The following is an 18010-nucleotide window of genomic DNA, read 5'->3' on the forward strand; positions in this document are numbered from 1 at the left end:
ACGGCCGGTCGGATGCGACAGGTGCACTCCCGAACGGCCTCTGGGCCGAACAGTACGCTCGGCCGCACTATTCCGACGTCGAGCTGATGTAACCGCCCTACGCGGTGAGCGCGGGCCACTCCCCCAGGTCCGAGGCCGCCCGGTACGTCGCCTCCAGGAACGCCTGCACCAGCGCGTCCGGGTCGTCAGCAGCTCGGACCACCTCATACGGCAGCAGGAACTCGCCCAGTTCCTCGCTGAAGTACGCGCCCTCCGGCACCTCGGCCTCGGCGAAGCCCGCCGGCGCCGGGTACGCGTACGAGTAGTACGCCCCCTCCGCGCCTCCGCCGGGCCAGAACCCGGCGCTGCTGAGCTCGTGCGAATAGCCCTCGTGCATCACGCTGTCCGGGCAGTTCGGCGCACCGCCTGGGTGCATGGGCGCCGTGCGGCCCGAGAAGCGGGTGACGGCCAGGTCCATCGCGCCCCAGAAGTAGTGCACCGGGCTCACCTTGCCGATGAACCGGGACCGGAAGCGCTGGAGCTGCGTCCCGGCGTCGATCAGCTGGCGCCAGAACGCCTGCGCCTGCTCGGCGTCGTACGTGCAGTGCTCGGTGTCGTCGGCGAACGGGATGGCGACCTCCACCTCGTTCGGGACCGGATGGATCTCGACCGCGACACCCAGCTCGCCCAGTGCGTCCATGGTCGCCGCGTAGAACGACGCGACCGACTGCCCGGCGAGCGGGAGGGAACGGCCGTCGCCGTCGCTGGTCCGCAGAACCAGCCGGTGCTCGACGAGGTCGAACTCGATGTCGAGGATTCCGGCGGCCACAGGGATCGGCCCAGTGGAGAGCCCGCGCGCGCTCAGATACAGCGTCACGTGCCACCAGTGGTTCACCGGCGGTGTCAGTGCCATCCGGATCTTGCCGACGATCTGCGTCCACATGTGGAGCGTGTCCCGGGTGTCCTGCCAGGAGTCGACGGCGAGTTCGGTGCGCATGCGGTCCTTCCGGTCGGCGGGCCCCTTCAGCCTAGGCGAGCCCTCCGGGCTCCTTCCAGATCATCCTCGCGAAGGACGCCGCCTTCTCCATCCCGGGAGTTCAATAGGGATATGACGGAGATCCTCCTCCCCCTGCTCCAGGGTGCGGGCAGCGTGGCGCTCGCGTTGGTGGCGTTCGCGCTCGCGTTCACCTGGCCGTCGCTGCTGCGGCCGATCCTCGGACTCCGAACCGAGGGTGCGCGGGCGGGTGCCTTCGCTCTTCTGGGCGTCGTGCTCCTGCTCGCCGCAGCCGTGATCTACGTCATCCCCGGCGTTCTGCTCCGCGATCCGCTCGGTCTGCTTCTGGCCTTCCCTGTCGCGACCCTGTGGCTCGTGGGTGCGGTTTCGCTCGTCATCCGGGGGCTGGTGGTCGGTGGCGCCACCCGAGCCGTGTCCTCCGCGTTCGCGGTCGTCGCGACCGGCGGGACACTCGCAGGGATCGCTTCCGCGATGCTCGCCCAGCACGGCGTCGCCGATACGGTCACGCCGACTGGCGCCTTCCTGCTCGCCGTCGGAGGACTCGCGGCGGTTATCCTGTGGGCGCGCGCCGAGGATCGGGAGCCGCGTCACCCGCGCCCGAAGGCGAAGGCCGTCTGACACCCCAGCGACGCGAGACCCAGACCACCCCGTAGCCGGCCGCAAGGATGACGACCGCGATCAACACCACGTAGAACGCCACCGACAGGTAGCCGTTCGGACTGGTCGCCGGGTTGAGGAACGGATACGGGTACCACGGCGACTTCCCGGTCACGGGCTCGATCGCGAAGGGTGCGCGCACCAGGGTGTAGACCGCCCACACGATCGGGAACACGGCGATCCCCACACGGCCCGCAGGCGCAGCGGGGTCCGGCCCGGCGCGAACAACCAGTCGATCAGCAGATACGCGGGCGCGATCACGTGCAGCACCTCGTTCGACCATCCGACGGTCGTGCCCTGCGGGAGCGGGATGTTGCGCAGCAGGAGGTTGTAGACGACGCCCGTGGTCACGAGATAGGTGGTGGCGGCGGCCCGGAGCCCGGTGAACCAGGCGGGGTCGTCACCCGTGCGCACGAGGAGCAGGACGGCGCCGATCCCGAGCACGACGATCCCCAGCACGTTCGAGTCGATCGTGAAGAAGCTGAAGAAGTTGACAAGCAGTGCGGGGACGCTGCCCCCGTGATCGCTCGTGTTCCGGATGCTGGTGGCCAGCTGGGCGACGACGGCCGCGACCATGAGCAGGAAGACCACCGCGCGCAGCGCCGCGAAACCGATCCGCATGCCGCGATGCTAGCGGCGGAGGGCTGCCCGATGGGGCGAACGCGCAGGAACCCGCCGACTAGACTGGAGGGCGAATCCGTACGAAAGAGGTCGCCGAATGGCTACCGCCGTCCCTGCCCAGGGTCCGAGCATCCACGCGCACAGCCGGTACTGGGTCGTCCCCGCCGTCCGGGCGCTCGTCGCGCTCGCCGCGGGCGCGGTCATCACCTTCACCCGGGACGCCCACACCGCCACCTTCGGACTCGTGGTCTTCGGCGTCTTCGCTCTTGTGGACGGGCTGGCCACGGCCATCCTCAGCTGGATGCTGGCCGGCCGCCGGCTGACCCGCACCCTCTTCGCGGTGCAGGGAGCGATCGGCGTGCTCGCCGGCGTGCTCGCCCTGTCCCTCACGGGTGCCGGCCTCGGCCTCTTCCTCTACCTCGTGACCGTGTGGGCGGCGCTCACCGGCTTCCTCGAGCTCTACAACGGCATCCGCGAGCGCCGCCGTGACGCCGCCGCGCGTGACTGGCTCACGATCGGCGCCCTGACCGCGATCCTCGCGCTCGTGCTGCTGTTCATCCCCGCCGACGCCGTGCTCGCCATCGGGCTGTTCGGCGCGTGGGCCGTGGTCGTCGGTGTCTTCCAGGGCATCGGCGCGGTCACCCTGCGTGGCGCCACGCGTACCGGCGACGCATCCCGGGGAGCGGAGAGCGGATCGTGACCTCGCGCGACAAGAAAGACCCCCGAGTGACCCAGAACCTGCAGCCTTCCCGCCGCGACCGCTTCCTGCCGGTCGAACTGCTCGCCATCTCCGCCGGTCTCGCCGTCTTCGTCGGCCTGATCGTGTTGATTGCGACGCGAGAATTCGTGCTCGCCGGAGTGGCGTTCGGCGTGACGTTCATCGTGGCGCTGGTGCTGCTGGCGCTGTTCGCGCTCGCGTTCAAGCCGACCGAGGCCGAGGTGGAGGACATCCACGAGCAGGACGCGGAAGCGCGCGCCAAGGCCGCGCAGGCCCGTCCCGATGGGGAGGACCGCCCGCGCGGCCACTGACCTCGACTACAGGTAGTCGACCAGCTCCGAGGCGAGCCCGACGTACCCGGCGGGCGTGAGCGCGAGGAGGCGGTTCTTCGCCGCCTGTCCGATCTCCAGACCCCGCACGAACTCGGTGAGCGCAGCGTGGTCCACGCGCTTGCCGCGCGTCAGCTCCTTGAGCAGCGCGTACGGGTCCGAGATCGTCGACCGGCCGGCGGTGACCTCGGCGCGGATCACGGTCTGGATGGCCTCGGCGAGCACTTCCCAGTTCGCGTCGAGGTCTTCCGCCAGCGCGGTCCGGTCGATGGCGATCTGCCCGAGGCCGCGCTCGATGTTGTCGAGCGCGAGGAGCGAGTGGCCCAGCCCGACGCCGATGTTGCGCTGCGTGGTCGAGTCGGTGAGGTCGCGCTGCAGCCGGCTCGTCACGAGCGTCGCGGCGAGGGAGTCGAGGACGGCGCTCGACAGTTCGAGGTTGGCCTCGGCGTTCTCGAAGCGGATCGGGTTGACCTTGTGCGGCATCGTCGACGAGCCGGTCGCCCCCGGCTCCGGGACCTGGCGGAAGTAGCCGAGCGAGATGTAGGTCCAGATGTCGGTGCACAGGTTGTGCAGGATGCGGTTGGCGTGCGAGATACGCGAGTACAGCTCCGCCTGCCAGTCGTGGGACTCGATCTGGGTGGTCAACGGGTTCCAGTCGAGGCCGAGGCTTTCGACGAACTCACGCGAGATGCGGGGCCAGTCGGCGTCCGGGTCCGCCACCAGGTGCGCTGCGAAGGTGCCGGTGGCGCCGCTGAACTTGCCGAGGTGCACTCCGGACTCGATCTGGGTGCGCACGCGCTCAAGGCGGTGGACGAAGACGGCGAGCTCCTTGCCCATGGTCGTCGGGGTCGCGGGCTGGCCGTGCGTGCGGGCGAGCATGGCGTCGTCACGATACTGCTTCGCCTGCGCCGTCAGCTCGCCGATGACGGCGCGGAACTTCGGCAGCCAGGTCTCGCGCACCGCCGCGCTCACCGTGAGCGCGTAGGAGAGGTTGTTGATGTCCTCGCTGGTGGCGGCGAAGTGCGTCAGCTCGGCGATGTGGTCGAGTCCCAGCGCGTGCAGGCGCTCGCGGACCAGGTACTCGACCGCCTTCACGTCGTGCCGCGTGGTCGCCTCGAGCTCGGCCAGACGGTCGATCTCGGGCTGGCCGAAGTCTTCGGCGAGAGCCCGGAGGGCCCGCTTCTGCTCGTCGGTCAGGGGCGAGGAGCCGAACATGCGGTGGTCGGTCAGGTAGATCAGCCACTCCACCTCGACCTGCACGCGGGCGCGGTTCAGACCGGCCTCGGAGAGGTGGTCGCCGAGTCCGAGGACGGCGGAGCGGTAGCGGCCGTCGAGCGGGCTGAGCGGCTGGGGAGGCAGGGCGGACATGGTGCTCCTCGCGGGATCAGGCGGCGGGTACCCCACCATTCTCCCGCACGCGCGAGCGGGCCGTGGACCTCAGTCCCGGCGGGCGGGCCGGAAGATCAGCCCGAGCAGCCACGCGATGATGCCGAGGACGAGCGCGCCGAGGACACCGGCCCAGAAGCCGTCGATGTGCAGTCCGAATCCCAGAGCGTCGCTGATCCACGACACGATGAAGAGGAGGAACGCATTGACGAGCAACGAGATCAAGCCCAGCGTCAGGATGTACAGCGGGAACGCGACGATGCGGATGACCGTGCCGACGATCGCGTTGACCACGCCGAAGATCAGGGCGATCAGCAGGTACGTGAGGATGAGCGCGGTCGTGTCGGGCGCGTAGGGCTTCACGGTGACGCCGCTGACGATCAGCGTCGTGAGCCACAGGGCGACAGCGTTGATGATCAGTCTGAGCAGGAATCGCATGCCCACATCCTGGCAGTGCGAGCCGGGTGGGGTACAGGGGTGGCGTTATCCACAGATCCGGGTAATTCCCCTCGGGGTATGCGGGCGCGGCTAAGTTGGGTCTGTGAGTTCCGAAGACACGCTCGGCGTGAAGCTCCGCCCGGAGATCGTCAGCGTCCCGCCTTATAAGCAGGGCCGACCGGCACCGGCCGACGGCTTCAAGCTGTCGAGCAACGAGAACCCGTACCCGCCGCTCCCCTCGGTGGTGGACGCCGTGGCGGCGACCCTCGGTCAGCTGAACCGTTATCCCAACGCCACCGGAGGCGATCTGCGCGCACGGCTTGCTGAGCGGCACGGCGTCAGCGTCGACGAGGTCCATCTGGGCAGTGGATCCGTCGCCCTTCTCGCCCAGCTGATCGCGGCGGCGGCCGGCGTCGGCGACGAGGTCGTGTACGCGTGGCGGTCGTTCGAGGCGTACCCGGGGCTGGTGACGGTATCCGGCGCGACGAGCGTGCAGGTGCCGGTGCGCGCCGATGGCAGTCATGAGCTGGAGGCGATGGCCGAGGCGATCACCGACCGCACCCGCGTGGTCATCGTGTGCTCGCCCAACAACCCGACCGGCACGGTCGTGACCGGCGCGGAGTTCGAGGCGTTCATGGAGCGCGTGCCCTCCGATCTCCTCGTGCTGCTCGACGAGGCTTACTACGAGTTCGTCACCGACGACGACGCCGTGGACGGCATCCCGCTGCTCTCCCGCTACCCGAATCTGGTCGTGCTCCGCACGTTCTCGAAGGCCTACGGCCTGGCGGCGCTGCGCGTCGGCTACGCGGTGGGGCCCGCGGCGGTGCTGGACGCCGCCCGTTCGGCCGCCATCCCTCTCTCCGTCACCGACGCGGCCCGGGTGGCCGCGCTCGCGTCCATCGACGCGGAGGACGAGCTGATGGAGCGGGTAGCGCGCATCGCGATGCTGCGCGACCGTCTGCGCGACGCACTGATCGAGCAGGGATGGGATGTCCCGGTGGCGCAGGGCAACTTCGTCTGGCTGGCCACGGGTGAAGAGACTGCCGCCGCCAACGACGCGTTCTTCGACGCCGGGCTGACGGTCCGTGCGTTCCCGCCCGAGGGCATCCGCATCAGCGTCGGCGAAGAGGAGTCTGTAGACAAACTCCTCCGGGTCGCCGGGGATATTGTGCGGAACCTACCAAATGGGCACCCCGGCAAGCGGTTAGGTTAGAACGGTGGTTGCGACGAACGAGATCCCGCGCCCGGCGAACACGGTCCAGCTGCTCACTGCTGACGGCCGTTTCCAGCCGAGCGAGACGTCGGCCGAGTACCTTCCGTATCTGGAACGACTCGACGAGAACGACTACCGACGCTTCTACCGCGACATGGTGCGCGTGCGGACCTTCGACCACGAGGCGGCCAACCTGCAGCGGCAGGGTCAGCTCGGCCTCTGGGTTCCGAGTCACGGCCAGGAGGGCGCGCAGGTCGGCTCCGCGCACGCCGCGAAGCCGCAGGACCACCTGTTCCCGTCGTACCGCGAGCACGTGATCGGCATGATCCGGGGTATCGACCCGGTCGGCATCATCGAGCTCCTGCGTGGCACGACTCATGGCGGGTGGGACCCGACCGATCCCGCGGTGGGGAACTTCCACCTGTACACGCTCGTGATCGGCTCCCAGACGCTGCACGCCACCGGCTACGCGATGGGCATGAAGCTCGACGGCGCGGTGGGCACGGGCGACGACACCCGCGACTCCGCGTCCATCGTCTACTTCGGCGACGGCGCGACCAGCCAGGGCGACGTGAGCGAGGCGTTCGTCTTCGCCGCCAGCTACCAGACGCCGCAGGTCTTCTTCCTGCAGAACAACCACTGGGCCATCTCGGTGCCCGTCAGCACGCAGTCCCGCACTCCCCTCTATCTGCGCTCGAGTGGCTTCGGCATCCCGGGCGTGCAGATCGACGGCAACGACGTGCTCGCCGCCTACGCGGTGACCGCCAAGCACCTGGACGACGCACGCAGCGGCGAGGGCCCGAGCATGATCGAGGCGCTGACCTACCGGATGGGCGCGCACACGTCGAGCGACGACCCCACCAAGTACCGCACCGCGGACGAGGAGGCCTACTGGGCCGAGCGCGACCCGATCGTGCGTTTCCGGGTGTTCCTCGAGCAGCAGGGCGTGGGGCAGGCGTTCTTCGACAGCGCGGACGAGGAGGCGGCTGACCTCGCTGCCGACGTCCGCCGCCGCACGCTGCAGCTGGGCACACCGTCGGTCGCCTCGATGTTCGAGCACGTCTACAGTGAGCCGCATCCCGTGACGGAGGAGCAGCGACGCTGGCTCGAGGACTACGAGGCGTCGTTCGGAGGTGGCGCATGAGCGACGTGAGAAGCGACGCGGAGTACGTGGAGGCCGAATTGATCGAGGGCCAGACGGACGCGGACGACACGAGCGAGTCGTCGATCGACAGCACTTCGCTCGACACCCAGGCGATCGACGTCGTCGAGATCATCGAGAGCGAGCCCGGCTCGCGCGTGCTCGAGGAGCATGTGGCCGAGCAGGAGTGGACGCGTGAGTTCGTGATCGACGACGAGGCCGCGGAGGTCGCTGAGGCGACCGAGAACGCGACGACGGAGAACGCGGCGGACGACGGCGCAACGGCTCACGGTGACGCCCAAGCGGCTGCCGAGGTCGGCCCGGAGTCGGCCGCGGCCGACCACGTCGGCGCGGAGTCGCCCGCGGACGCCCTCCCCGAACCGCGCATTCAGTCCCTCCCGATGGTCAAGGCGCTCAACGCCGGCCTGCGTCGCGCGCTCGCCGACGATCCCAAGGTGCTGATCCTGGGCGAGGACGTCGGCCCGCTGGGCGGCGTCTTCCGCGTCACCGAGGGTCTGCAGCAGGAGTTCGGTCCGCAGCGCGTCATCGACACCCCGCTCGCCGAGGCCGGCATCGTCGGCACGGCGATCGGCCTCGCGATGCGCGGGTACCGTCCGGTGCTCGAGATCCAGTTCAACGGATTCGTCTTCCCCGGCTTCGACCAGATCACGACGCAGCTCGCCAAGATGACCAACCGGCACAACGGCCGCATGCCGTTCCCGGTGGTCATCCGCATCCCGCACGGTGGACACATCGGCGCGGTCGAGCACCACCAGGAGGCGCCGGAGGCGTACTTCGCGCACACCGCGGGGTTGCGCGTGGTGGCTCCGTCGACGCCGCACGACGCGTACTGGATGATCCAGGAGGCCATCCGGTCGGACGATCCGGTGATCTTCTTCGAGCCGATGAGCCGGTACTGGCCCAAGGGCGAGGTCGACCTGCACGAGAACCCGACGCCGCTGCACGCCAGCCGCGTGGTCCGGACTGGCACCGATGCGACGATCGTCGCGTGGGCGGGCATGGTGAGCGTCGCGCTCCGCGCGGCCGAGCTCGCCGCCGAGGAGGGCCGCAGCCTCGAGGTCGTCGACCTGCGCTCGATCTCCCCGTCGACTACGCGCCCGTCGTCGCCTCCGTGCAGAAGACCGGCCGCCTGATCATCGCGCAGGAGGCGCCGGGCAACGTCTCGGTCGGATCCGAGATCGCAGCCACCGTGACGGAGAAGGCGTTCTACTCGCTGGAGGCGCCCGTCATCCGCGTCGCCGGGTTCGACGTCCCCTTCCCGCCGGCGAAGCTGGAGGAGCTGTACCTCCCCGACGCCGACCGCATCCTCGAGGCCGTCGACCGGGCGCTGGCGTACTGACGCCGCGCCCCGATCCGGGCGCCCCCTGACAGAGAGAAGTCGCACATGAGCGAGTCCCAGTTCCTCCTGCCCGACGTGGGCGAGGGCCTGACCGAGGCGGAGATCGTCTCGTGGAAGGTCGCGCCCGGCGAACAGGTCGCGGTGAACCAGGTCATCGTCGAGATCGAGACAGCCAAGTCGCTGGTCGAGCTGCCGTCGCCGTTCGAGGGGACCGTCGGGGAGCTCCTGGTCACCGAGGGTGAGACGGTCGAGGTCGGCACGCCGATCTTCACCGTCACCGCCGGTGGACAGGCGGCCGAGGCGCCGCAGCCCGAGCCCGAGCCCGCCGAGGAGGTCGCCGCGGACGCCGCCGCCACCGTCTCGCGCGAGGAGGAGCCCAAGGCGGGCGCCGTGCTGGTCGGCTACGGATCCGCGGGGCACGGCGCGAGCCGTCGCCGCCGGGTGACGCACCCGGGCACCGCGTCCATTCCCGTCTCGTTCTCGGGGAGCATCGCCCAGCCGCCGGCACCTCCTGCCCCGGCCGCCGCGCCCGCACCCCAGGCCGCTCCCGCCGCACCCGCGCAGCCCTCGGCACCGTCGCTGCGTCCGTCCGGCCCGGTCATCGCCAAGCCGCCGATCCGCAAGCTCGCCAAAGACCTGGGCGTCGACCTCTCCCTGGTGACCCCGACCGGTCCGATCGGCGACATCACGCGCGAAGACGTGCTCCGCGAGGCGACGCAGGCGAGCGTGTTCCGCAACATCCAGACGCCGGAGTGGCCCGACGACCGCGAGGACCGCATCCCGGTCAAGGGCGTGCGCAAGGCGATCGCGAACGCGATGACCTCCAGCGCGTTCAGTGCCCCTCACGTGAGCCTCTTCGTCGACGTGGACGCGACGCGCACCATGGAGTTCGTCAAGCGGCTCAAGAACTCGCCCGACTTCGCCGGCGTAAAGGTGTCGCCACTGCTGATCATGGCCAAGGCGATCATCTGGGCCGTGCGCCGCAACCCCACCGTCAACTCGACGTGGACGGACGAGGAGATCATCGTCCGCCACTACGTGAACCTCGGCATCGCGGCTGCGACTCCCCGCGGCCTCATCGTGCCGAACATCAAGGAAGCGCAGGGCATGACCCTGCTCGAGCTGGCCCGCAGCCTCGAACAGCTCACCCTGACGGCTCGCGACGGCAAGACGCCCCCGGCCGACATGAACGGCGGCACCATCACCGTCACGAACATCGGCGTGTTCGGGATGGACACCGGCACGCCCATCCTGAATCCGGGCGAGGTCGGCATCGTCGCCCTCGGGACGATCAAGCAGAAGCCGTGGGTGGTCGACGGCGAGGTGCGTCCACGCTTCGTCACGACGCTCGGCGCGTCGTTCGACCACCGCGTCGTCGACGGGGACGTCGCGTCGCGGTTCCTGGCGGACGTCGCGTCCATCATCGAGGAACCGGCGCTGCTCCTCGATTGAATTTGACAATCATTTTCAATAAGACGTAGCCTGAGCCGGTGCCCGCGTCCGCGGGCGCTTCCTCTGACGTCGCTTCCGCGACTTAGACAGGCTCCTCCATGAAGACGCGTTCCCTCGTCTCCACCCTGGCCCTCGCGGCCGTGACAGCGCTGGCGCTCGCCGGCTGCTCCTCCCCGTCGTCGGCGTCCGACGACGGCACCCTCCGGGTCGTCGCGAGCACCAACGTGTACGGCGACATCGCCGAGACGATCGGCGGCGACGCCATCCACGTCACCTCCCTGATGAACGACCCGGCGCAGGACCCGCACTCGTTCGAAGCGAGCGCACAGAACCAGCTCGCCGTGTCGAAGGCCGACATCGTCATCGAGAACGGCGGCGGCTACGACGACTACATGCAGACGCTGCTGAAGGGCTCGAAGAACGACGGCACCACGGTGCTCAACGTCGTCGAGCTGTCGGGGCTCACGGCGACCGACGGCGAGCTCAACGAGCACGTCTGGTACGACTTCCCCACCATCCACAAGTTCGCCGACGCGCTCGTCAGCGCGCTCTCCAAGGTCGACCCCGGCCAGAAGCCGACCTTCGAGAAGAACGCCGCCGCGTTCACGCAGAAGCTCGACGCGCTCGAGGCCGACGAGGCGAAGCTCAAGGCCGCGCACGCCGGTGAGGGCGTCGCGATCACCGAGCCGGTCCCGCTCTACCTGCTCGACGCGATCGGCCTCGTCAACAAGACACCCGAGAAGTTCAGCGCCGCCATCGAGGAGGAGAACGATGTCTCCCCTGTCGTGCTCAAGGCCACGCTCGAGCTGTTCAGCGGCCACCGCGTGAAGCTGCTCGCCTACAACGAGCAGACCACCGGCGCCGAGACCGAGCGGGTGCTCGCGGCGGCGAAGAGCAACGGCATCCCGGTCGTTCCGGTCACGGAGACGCTGCCCGCGGGGAAGCACTACATCGGGTGGATGCAGTCCAATCTGGACGCCATCGGATCGGCGCTGGCGAAGTGACCGAACCCCTCGACCTCGTCACGCCGCCCTCCGACCGCGAGGTGGTCCTGCGGCTGCGCGACGCCTCCCTCGGGTTCGGAGACCGGACGCTGTGGAGCGGCCTCGACCTGGACGTGCACGCCGGCGAGTTCGTCGCCGTCCTCGGCCCCAACGGATCGGGCAAGACGAGCCTGCTGAAGACGATCCTCGGTCAGCAGCACCTCGACTCCGGCGAGATCGCCTTCGAGGGGCACTCTGTGCGCCGCGGCGACCGGCGCATCGGCTACATCCCGCAGCAGAAGCTCATCCCCTCCGGCACCCCGATGCGCGCCCGCGACCTCGTCGCACTCGGCGTGAACGGGCACCGCTGGGGCCTTCCCTTTCCGCGCCGCAGCGACCGCGAGCAGGTCGACCGCCTCATCGACGCCGTCGGCGCCCGCCGCTACGCCGACGCCCCGGTCGGGTCGCTCTCCGGCGGCGAGCAGCAGCGGCTCCGGGTCGCGCAGGCGCTCGCCGGCGACCCCGCCCTCCTGCTGTGCGACGAGCCGCTGCTCTCGCTGGACCTCCAACACCAGCGCGGCGTCAGCGAGCTGATCGACCGCCGCCGCCGTGATCACGACAGCGCGGTGGTCTTCGTCACGCACGACGTGAACCCGGTCCTCGGGATGGTCGACCGCGTCCTCTACCTGGCCGGCGGCCGGTTCCGCACCGGCACGCCGGACGAGGTGCTGCGCAGCGACGTTCTGACCGACCTGTACGGCACGCCGGTCGACGTCATCCGGAGCCGCGGACGCATCGTCGTCGTCGGCATCCCGGACGCCGAGACCCACGACCACCACGCGCACACGCGCGACGCGCACCCGGAGCCTGCCGCATGACGCACATGGACCTCTGGTCGCAGCTGTTCGACTTCACCGACTACGGCGAGCTGCTCCTGCTCGTGAAGAACTCGATTTTCGCGGGCGCGGTGCTGGGGATCGTGGGCGGCCTGATCGGCGTCTTCGTGATGCAGCGGGACATGGCGTTCGCGGTGCACGGCATCAGCGAGCTGTCGTTCGCCGGCGCGGCGATCGCGCTGCTCTTCGGAGTGACGTGAACGTCGTCGCCGGGTCCCTCGTCGGCTCTCTGATCGCCGCGGTGCTGATCGGCGTCCTGGGAGCGAGGGCGCGCGACCGTAACTCGATCATCGCGGTCCTCATGCCCTTCGGGCTCGGACTGGGCATCCTCGCGCTCGCGCTCTATCCCGGCCGCAGCGCCAACAAGTTCGGCCTGCTGACCGGGCAGATCGTGTCGGTCGACGACCCGCAGCTCGGCTCGCTCCTCGTGATCGGCGCGATCGTGCTCATCGCCCTGCTGCTGATCTGGCGCCCGCTGACCTTCGACAGCCTGGATGCGGATGTCGCGGCCGCCCGCGGCATCCCGACCCGGTTCGTCGCGCTCGCGTTCATGATCCTGCTCGGGCTGGCCGTCGCCGTCTCCGTGCAGATCGTCGGCGCCCTGCTGGTGCTGTCGCTCCTCGTCACTCCGGCCGCCGCGGCGATGCGCATCTCGTCGTCGCCGCTCGGCGTGCCGATCATCAGCGTGGTGTTCGCCCTCGTGTCAGTCGTCGGAGGCATCCTGCTCGCGCTCGGCAGCGCGCTCCCGATCAGCCCCTACGTGACGACGATCTCGTTCCTCATCTACGTGGTCTGCCGCATCGTCGGCGGCCGCCGTGCGCGTCGCAGGTCGTCCGCGGCTTCACGGCGACTCGTGAGCCAGGCGGGCTAGCCTGGGATGGTGAAGCGGAACACCTGGCAGCGGGAGGCCGTCCGCGAGGCTCTGTCCTCGACGGAGGGCTTCATCAGCGCGCAGGGACTCCACCTGAGCCTGCACGAGGCCGGCTCCCCGATCGGGCTGGCCACCGTCTACCGCGCGCTCGCCGACCTCGCGGCCGAGGGGGACGCGGACTCGCTGCAGTCTCCCGAGGGCGAGAGCCTGTACCGGGCGTGCACCACCGGGCACCACCACCACCTGATCTGCCGCAACTGCGGACTGACGGTGGAGATCGAGGCGGACGCGGTGGAGCTGTGGGCCCGCCAGGCGGCGGCCGCGCACGGCTTCACGCAGGCGCAGCACGTGGTCGACGTCTTCGGTCTCTGCGCGGCGTGCACGGCGAAAGCTGATTTGGCCGCCCCCGCATCCATGCCGTAGCATGGTTGTTTGGCTGAGTGGGCTCCTCCCACTCCGTTAGCCGTGTACGAAACCCCATCCCTCATCGAATGGGAAGTCGTGCGCCGACAAGTGACCTTGGGTGGTGCCGTTTCAGCACCACGGTATTGGAGAAGAAAGCAATGGCAGCAGTGTGCCAGGTGACGGGAGCCGTTCCGGGCTTCGGTCACAACATCTCGCACTCGCACCGACGCACGAAGCGCCGGTTCGACCCGAACATCCAGAAGAAGACGTACTACGTTCCGTCGCTTCGCCGTAACGTCACCCTGACCCTGAGCGCCAAGGGCATCAAGGTCATCGACGCCCGTGGCATCGAGTCCGTGGTCAAGGACCTCCTGGCCCGTGGGGAGAAGATCTAACAATGGCGAAGCAGCAGGACATCCGTCCGATCATCAAGCTCCGTTCGACGGCGGGCACCGGTTACACCTACGTGACCAAGAAGAACCGTCGCAACAACCCCGACCGCCTCGTGCTCAAGAAGTACGACCCCGTAGTGCGCAAGCACGTCGACTTCCGAGAGGAGCGCTAAACATGGCCAAGAAGTCCAAGATCGCCAAGAACGAGCAGCGTAAGGTCATCGTTCAGCGCTGGGCCGCGAAGCGTGCCGAGCTGAAGAAGGCCCTCGTCGACCCGAACGGCACCGACGAGTCCCGCGAGGCCGCCCGCATCGGCCTGCAGAAGCTCCCCCGCGACGCTTCGCCGATCCGCGTCCGCAACCGTGACGCCGTCGACGGCCGTCCCCGTGGAAACCTCAGCAAGTTCGGTATCTCCCGTGTGCGCTTCCGCGACATGGCGCACCGCGGCGAGCTGCCCGGCATCACCAAGTCGAGCTGGTAATCCGGCCCGAGTGCATGCTCTGAGGGCGTCCGGCATCCGCCGGGCGCCCTTTTGCTGCCTTCCGCGCCCAAAACCCCCGGAAATCCGCGTGTTTCCGGGGGTTTCTGATACATTCGAGGCGGTCAACCGACCAAACGTAATGGCCCAGCGTGGCCTCAACCGTTCCACAAGAAAGCTGTAGAACCAGCACAAGGTCCGAGGAGGACACTCAATGGCTGACAACCTGAACAAGACCGAGCTCGTTGCCGCCGTCGCTGCGGCGTCGGGTCAGAGCCAGGCCACCGTCTCGAGCGTCGTCGACGCTTTCTTCAGCACCATCTCGGAGACCGTCGCCAAGGGCGGCAAGGTCACCATCCCGGGCTGGCTCGCCGCCGAGCGCAGTGAGACCGCTGCCCGCACCGGCCGCAACCCGCAGACCGGCGAGGAGATCTCGATCCCGGCCGGCCACCGCGTCAAGCTGACCGCGGGCTCGAAGCTCAAGGCTGCCGTCAAGTAGTCTTCGCAACGCTTGTCGAGGGCGGTGCCGCGTTGCGGTGCCGCCCTCGTCGTGTCTGCGGCCTTCCCTGCTGTGGGCGGCCGTCCAGGAGGATGGACGTAGGCTGGACGGGTGCCACGAATCCTCCGCGTGATCGGCCCTGCCGCCCTGCTCCTCGCAGGCGTCGCGGCCATGATCCTCGCACTCGCGTTCGGCGGCGGGGCGAACGCTCCCCTGCTCGCGGACCCGGGCGCGCTGGTGCGCTGGGGGCTTCCCGCCGCGACCCTCGTGGTCAACCTGAGCCTCGCCGGCACCGTCGGCGCGCTCGTGCTCGCGTGCTTCGCGTTCGCGCCTGACCGCGACGAGTACGGCAAGGCGCTCGACTTCGCCGCCGGCAGCGCCGGGGTCATGACCGTCGCCTCGGCCGTGACCGGCCTCTTCACCTTCGTCAGCGTCTCGAACGTGCCGTGGTCGTTCGACGCGACCTTCACCAACGGCCTCAGCTCGTTCGTCACGAGCGTTTCCCTCGGTCAGGCCTGGCTGGGCATCACCCTGATCGCCGCCGCCGTCACCGTGCTGTGCTTCGCCGTCCGCAATCAGACCGCGATCGTCTTCGTGACGCTCCTCGCCATGGCCACCGTCGTTCCCATGGCGCAGCAGGGGCACAGCGCAGAGGCCGCCGGCCACGACGCCGCCGTGACCTCCTTCGGTCTGCACGTGCTCTTCGCCGCGATCTGGCTCGGCGGTCTGGTGACGCTCATCGTCGTCAAGCAGACCCTCGGCAACGGCCGCCTCGTGACGGTACTGGAGCGATACTCCACCGTCGCGCTCGTCTGCTTCGTGGTGGTCGCGGCCTCCGGCTACGTCAACGCCGAGCTGCGGGTGGGCACGCTCGCCGAGCTCGCGACGCCGTACGGCATCCTGGTCCTGATCAAGGTCGCGGCGCTCGTCGCCCTGGGGCTGTTCGGACTCACCCAGCGCCGCTACCTCATCGGGCGCCTCAAGACCTCGGGCGAGCCGCGCAGCTTCTGGTGGATCGTCGTGGCCGAGCTCGCGTTCATGGGCATCGCCTCCGGTGTGGCGGCCGCGCTCGCGCGCACGGTGACGCCGGTGCCGCAGACCCGCGCGGCGACGCCCACGCCCGCCGAGATCCTGACGGGCGAGAAGCTGCCGCCGGAGCTGACCTGGGGCCGCCTGTTCACCTCGTGGAACTTCGACCTGCTCTGGGTGCTCGCCTGCGGTTTCGCGCTGTTCTTCTACTTCGCGGGCGTCTGGCGCCTTCGCAAGCGCGGCGACGCTTGGCCGATCTACCGCACGGTCCTGTGGACGCTGGGCATCGCGCTCCTCTTCTACATCACCAACGGCGGCGTGAACGTCTACGAGAAGTACCTGTTCTCGGCGCACATGTCGGCCCACATGGTGCTCACGATGGCCGTCCCGCTCCTGCTCGTCCCGGGCGCGCCGGTGACGCTTGCGGCCCGCGCGATCCGCAAGCGGCGCGACGGCTCGCGCGGCGGACGCGAGTGGATGCTGCTCGCTGTGCATTCCCGCTTCGCGGCCGTGATCTCGAACCCCATCGTCGCGGCGGTGCTGTTCGCCGGATCGCTGTGGGCGTTCTACTACACGCCGATCTTCCGCTGGGCGACGACCGACCACATCGGGCACGAGTGGATGATCGTGCACTTCCTCATCACCGGGTACCTGTTCGTGCAGTCGCTGATCGGGATCGATCCGGTCAAGTACCGGCTCCCGTACCCGTTCCGGCTGCTGCTCCTGCTGCTGACGATGGCGTTCCACGCCTTCTTCGGGCTGTCGATCATGCAGATGCACGGCCTGATGCTCGCCGACTGGTTCGGGGCGATGGGCCGCACCTGGGGCGACTCCCCGCTGGTCGACCAGCAGACCGCGGGCGGCATCGCGTGGAGCATCGGCGAGATCCCGACGGTCATTCTCGCGATCGTGGTGGCCGTCCAGTGGAGTCGCAGCGACGAGCGCGAGACGAAGCGGCGCGACCGCAACGCCGACCGTACCGGCGATGCCGAGCTGCAGGCGTACAACGAGCGGCTGGCACGCATGGCCGACCGCGATCGCGCCGTCCGCTAAGGACCCTGCGCCACCACGATGGCCAGGGACCCGTCCGGGCGGATGGTGACGCGGCTGAGCTCCATCGAGAACCGCACGTCGTCGCTGCGCTGAGAGACGGTCCCGTCGAACAGCGATTGCACGGTCACATCGATATGGGCGACGCCGACCATCTGCCCCGTCTCCCAGGCGTCGTCGCCAGGGCGGAGCTGGACCGCGGGGTAGGTGACCATCGACCACGCCGGGTCGCCCTGAACGCGGTCGTCGATCTCGACGCCGAACGGGCAGCCCGCCGGCTGCAGCACCTTCTGGGCGGCGCACGCGTCCAGGAAGGCGTTCACCTGCTTCTGCACCTCGGCCGTGAACGCGCGCGTCGGCTGCGCATCCACGACCGTCTCGGTCACCGTCCCGGGCGCGGGAGCGGTGACGACGGGGGCTGCGCGGACGTACTTCGACGCGTGTGAGAGCTCGAGCGGTGCGAGGGGCAGGACGACGTAGTCGGCGGAGACGCTGAAGGTGCCGGGCTGATCCGGTGAGGCGGCGCGGGGGTGGACCGTGTGCCGGCCGACCCGGAAGTCGTCGGCGTGAGCCACGGTGATCCGGGACACGCCGACCGGCGTGGAGTCGAACCTCCACGTGGGCAGAACCCCGAGAACCGACCCCGCCTGGCGCACGCGGAAGGACGCGGTCACCGGCCGTCCGTCCGCTGTCGCCTTCACGACGACGGTGTGGACGTGGTCCGGTCCCTCGGTGTCGGAAGCGACCGTCACGTCCCGGATGGTGGGAAGGATGTCCGAGCGCAGCAGCTCCCGCGACGCCGCGGGAGACAGCCCGGCGGCCCGCAAGGCGCTCGCCGTCGGCGCCGCGCCGGGCATCGCCAGGGCCTCGGGCAGGCTGTGGGCGGCGATCGAGGAGGCGAACGCGCCGACGAACCCCGTCGGGCTGTAGTACGCCCGCTGCACCGCGCCGAGCGCCGCGACGAATGCCGCGATCAGCAGCACGCCGATCCCCGACCAGAGCAGGACGACGCGCGTGAGCGTGCGCGAGTCCCCCACAGCCATGCAGCCATCCTAGGGTCCTGTGGATGAGCGGCAGCCGCGCCGCCCGCGGGGTTAG

The 18010-nt window shown here is 69.4% G+C and carries 19 protein-coding genes and 2 pseudogenes; 16 read left to right on the top strand and 5 right to left on the bottom strand.

Features of this window, described 5'->3' with window-relative positions; translation table 11 throughout:
- Positions 1–97: 97 nt before the first annotated feature.
- On the bottom strand, positions 98–976 hold the full coding sequence (locus ACRAWB_RS13410) for a DUF5996 family protein (protein WP_431353766.1): 879 nt from the start codon (positions 974–976) through the stop codon (positions 98–100).
- 111 nt (positions 977–1087) lie between these two features.
- On the opposite strand from ACRAWB_RS13410, the gene ACRAWB_RS13415 reads away from it, so the two are divergent.
- Positions 1088–1612, top strand: a complete 525-nt coding sequence (locus ACRAWB_RS13415) for a hypothetical protein (RefSeq protein ID WP_431353767.1) — start codon at positions 1088–1090, stop codon at positions 1610–1612.
- Between the two features lie 150 nt (positions 1613–1762).
- Here the strand turns inward: ACRAWB_RS13415 and ACRAWB_RS13420 are convergent, their stop codons facing one another.
- A complete protein-coding gene (locus ACRAWB_RS13420) occupies positions 1763–2272 on the bottom strand; it encodes a Pr6Pr family membrane protein (protein ID WP_431353768.1) in 510 nt (169 codons plus the stop codon).
- Positions 2273–2369: 97 nt separating this feature from the next.
- Between ACRAWB_RS13420 and ACRAWB_RS13425 the strand changes: the two genes are divergently transcribed.
- Positions 2370–2972, top strand: coding sequence for a DUF308 domain-containing protein (locus ACRAWB_RS13425; RefSeq protein WP_431353769.1), 603 nt, complete (start codon positions 2370–2372; stop codon positions 2970–2972).
- Positions 2973–2998: 26 nt separating this feature from the next.
- Complete coding sequence (locus ACRAWB_RS13430) at positions 2999–3301, top strand: hypothetical protein (RefSeq protein WP_431353770.1); 303 nt, start codon at positions 2999–3001, stop codon at positions 3299–3301.
- Positions 3302–3307: 6 nt separating this feature from the next.
- Here the strand turns inward: ACRAWB_RS13430 and purB are convergent, their stop codons facing one another.
- Complete coding sequence (gene purB, locus ACRAWB_RS13435; protein ID WP_431353771.1) at positions 3308–4687, bottom strand: adenylosuccinate lyase; 1380 nt, start codon at positions 4685–4687, stop codon at positions 3308–3310.
- Between the two features lie 69 nt (positions 4688–4756).
- The gene (locus ACRAWB_RS13440) at positions 4757–5143 is read right to left on the bottom strand and encodes a phage holin family protein (RefSeq protein WP_431353772.1); all 387 of its coding nucleotides are present in this window, start codon (positions 5141–5143) and stop codon (positions 4757–4759) included.
- Positions 5144–5246: 103 nt separating this feature from the next.
- Between ACRAWB_RS13440 and ACRAWB_RS13445 the strand changes: the two genes are divergently transcribed.
- From ACRAWB_RS13445 to ACRAWB_RS13505, 13 genes and pseudogenes are all read left to right on the top strand, one after another.
- Positions 5247–6356 carry a histidinol-phosphate transaminase gene (locus tag ACRAWB_RS13445; protein ID WP_431353773.1) on the top strand — a complete coding sequence of 370 codons (1110 nt, stop codon included), beginning with the start codon at positions 5247–5249 and terminating at the stop codon, positions 6354–6356.
- 4 nt (positions 6357–6360) lie between these two features.
- A complete protein-coding gene (gene pdhA / locus ACRAWB_RS13450) occupies positions 6361–7500 on the top strand; it encodes a pyruvate dehydrogenase (acetyl-transferring) E1 component subunit alpha (protein WP_431353774.1) in 1140 nt (379 codons plus the stop codon).
- A 398-nt stretch (positions 7501–7898) separates the two neighbouring features.
- Positions 7899–8857, top strand: a pseudogene (locus tag ACRAWB_RS13455) (alpha-ketoacid dehydrogenase subunit beta).
- Between the two features lie 45 nt (positions 8858–8902).
- Positions 8903–10309, top strand: coding sequence for a dihydrolipoamide acetyltransferase family protein (locus tag ACRAWB_RS13460; protein ID WP_431353775.1), 1407 nt, complete (start codon positions 8903–8905; stop codon positions 10307–10309).
- 98 nt (positions 10310–10407) lie between these two features.
- Complete coding sequence (locus ACRAWB_RS13465) at positions 10408–11313, top strand: metal ABC transporter solute-binding protein, Zn/Mn family (protein ID WP_431353776.1); 906 nt, start codon at positions 10408–10410, stop codon at positions 11311–11313.
- Positions 11310–12170, top strand: a complete 861-nt coding sequence (locus ACRAWB_RS13470; protein ID WP_431353777.1) for a metal ABC transporter ATP-binding protein — start codon at positions 11310–11312, stop codon at positions 12168–12170. Before ACRAWB_RS13465 ends, ACRAWB_RS13470 begins: the two co-directional genes overlap by 4 nt.
- Positions 12167–13059 (top strand): annotated as a pseudogene (locus ACRAWB_RS13475) (metal ABC transporter permease). Before ACRAWB_RS13470 ends, ACRAWB_RS13475 begins: the two are co-directional and overlap by 4 nt.
- A gap of 6 nt (positions 13060–13065) precedes the next feature.
- Positions 13066–13482 carry a Fur family transcriptional regulator gene (locus ACRAWB_RS13480; RefSeq protein ID WP_431353778.1) on the top strand — a complete coding sequence of 139 codons (417 nt, stop codon included), beginning with the start codon at positions 13066–13068 and terminating at the stop codon, positions 13480–13482.
- A gap of 140 nt (positions 13483–13622) precedes the next feature.
- Positions 13623–13859: a 50S ribosomal protein L28 gene (gene rpmB / locus ACRAWB_RS13485; RefSeq protein WP_018188988.1), complete on the top strand. Its 237-nt coding sequence runs from the start codon at positions 13623–13625 to the stop codon at positions 13857–13859.
- A 2-nt stretch (positions 13860–13861) separates the two neighbouring features.
- Positions 13862–14029: a 50S ribosomal protein L33 gene (rpmG, locus tag ACRAWB_RS13490; protein ID WP_285114818.1), complete on the top strand. Its 168-nt coding sequence runs from the start codon at positions 13862–13864 to the stop codon at positions 14027–14029.
- A gap of 2 nt (positions 14030–14031) precedes the next feature.
- Positions 14032–14337 (top strand): 30S ribosomal protein S14, encoded by a 306-nt coding sequence (gene rpsN, locus ACRAWB_RS13495; RefSeq protein WP_431353779.1) that lies wholly within the window; start codon positions 14032–14034, stop codon positions 14335–14337.
- 211 nt (positions 14338–14548) lie between these two features.
- Positions 14549–14833 carry an HU family DNA-binding protein gene (locus ACRAWB_RS13500; protein WP_018188985.1) on the top strand — a complete coding sequence of 95 codons (285 nt, stop codon included), beginning with the start codon at positions 14549–14551 and terminating at the stop codon, positions 14831–14833.
- Between the two features lie 171 nt (positions 14834–15004).
- Entirely contained in the window at positions 15005–16915 is a 1911-nt protein-coding gene (locus ACRAWB_RS13505; protein ID WP_431354519.1) for a cytochrome c oxidase assembly protein, read from the top strand.
- Here ACRAWB_RS13505 and ACRAWB_RS13510 read toward each other — a convergent pair.
- Entirely contained in the window at positions 16912–17955 is a 1044-nt protein-coding gene (locus ACRAWB_RS13510; RefSeq protein ID WP_431353780.1) for a hypothetical protein, read from the bottom strand. The two genes, ACRAWB_RS13505 and ACRAWB_RS13510, sit on opposite strands and share 4 nt — an antisense overlap.
- Positions 17956–18010 lie beyond the last annotated feature (55 nt).

It is taken from the genome of Leifsonia poae (assembly GCF_050632865.1).
Classification (GTDB): Bacteria; Actinomycetota; Actinomycetes; order Actinomycetales; family Microbacteriaceae; genus Leifsonia; species Leifsonia poae_B.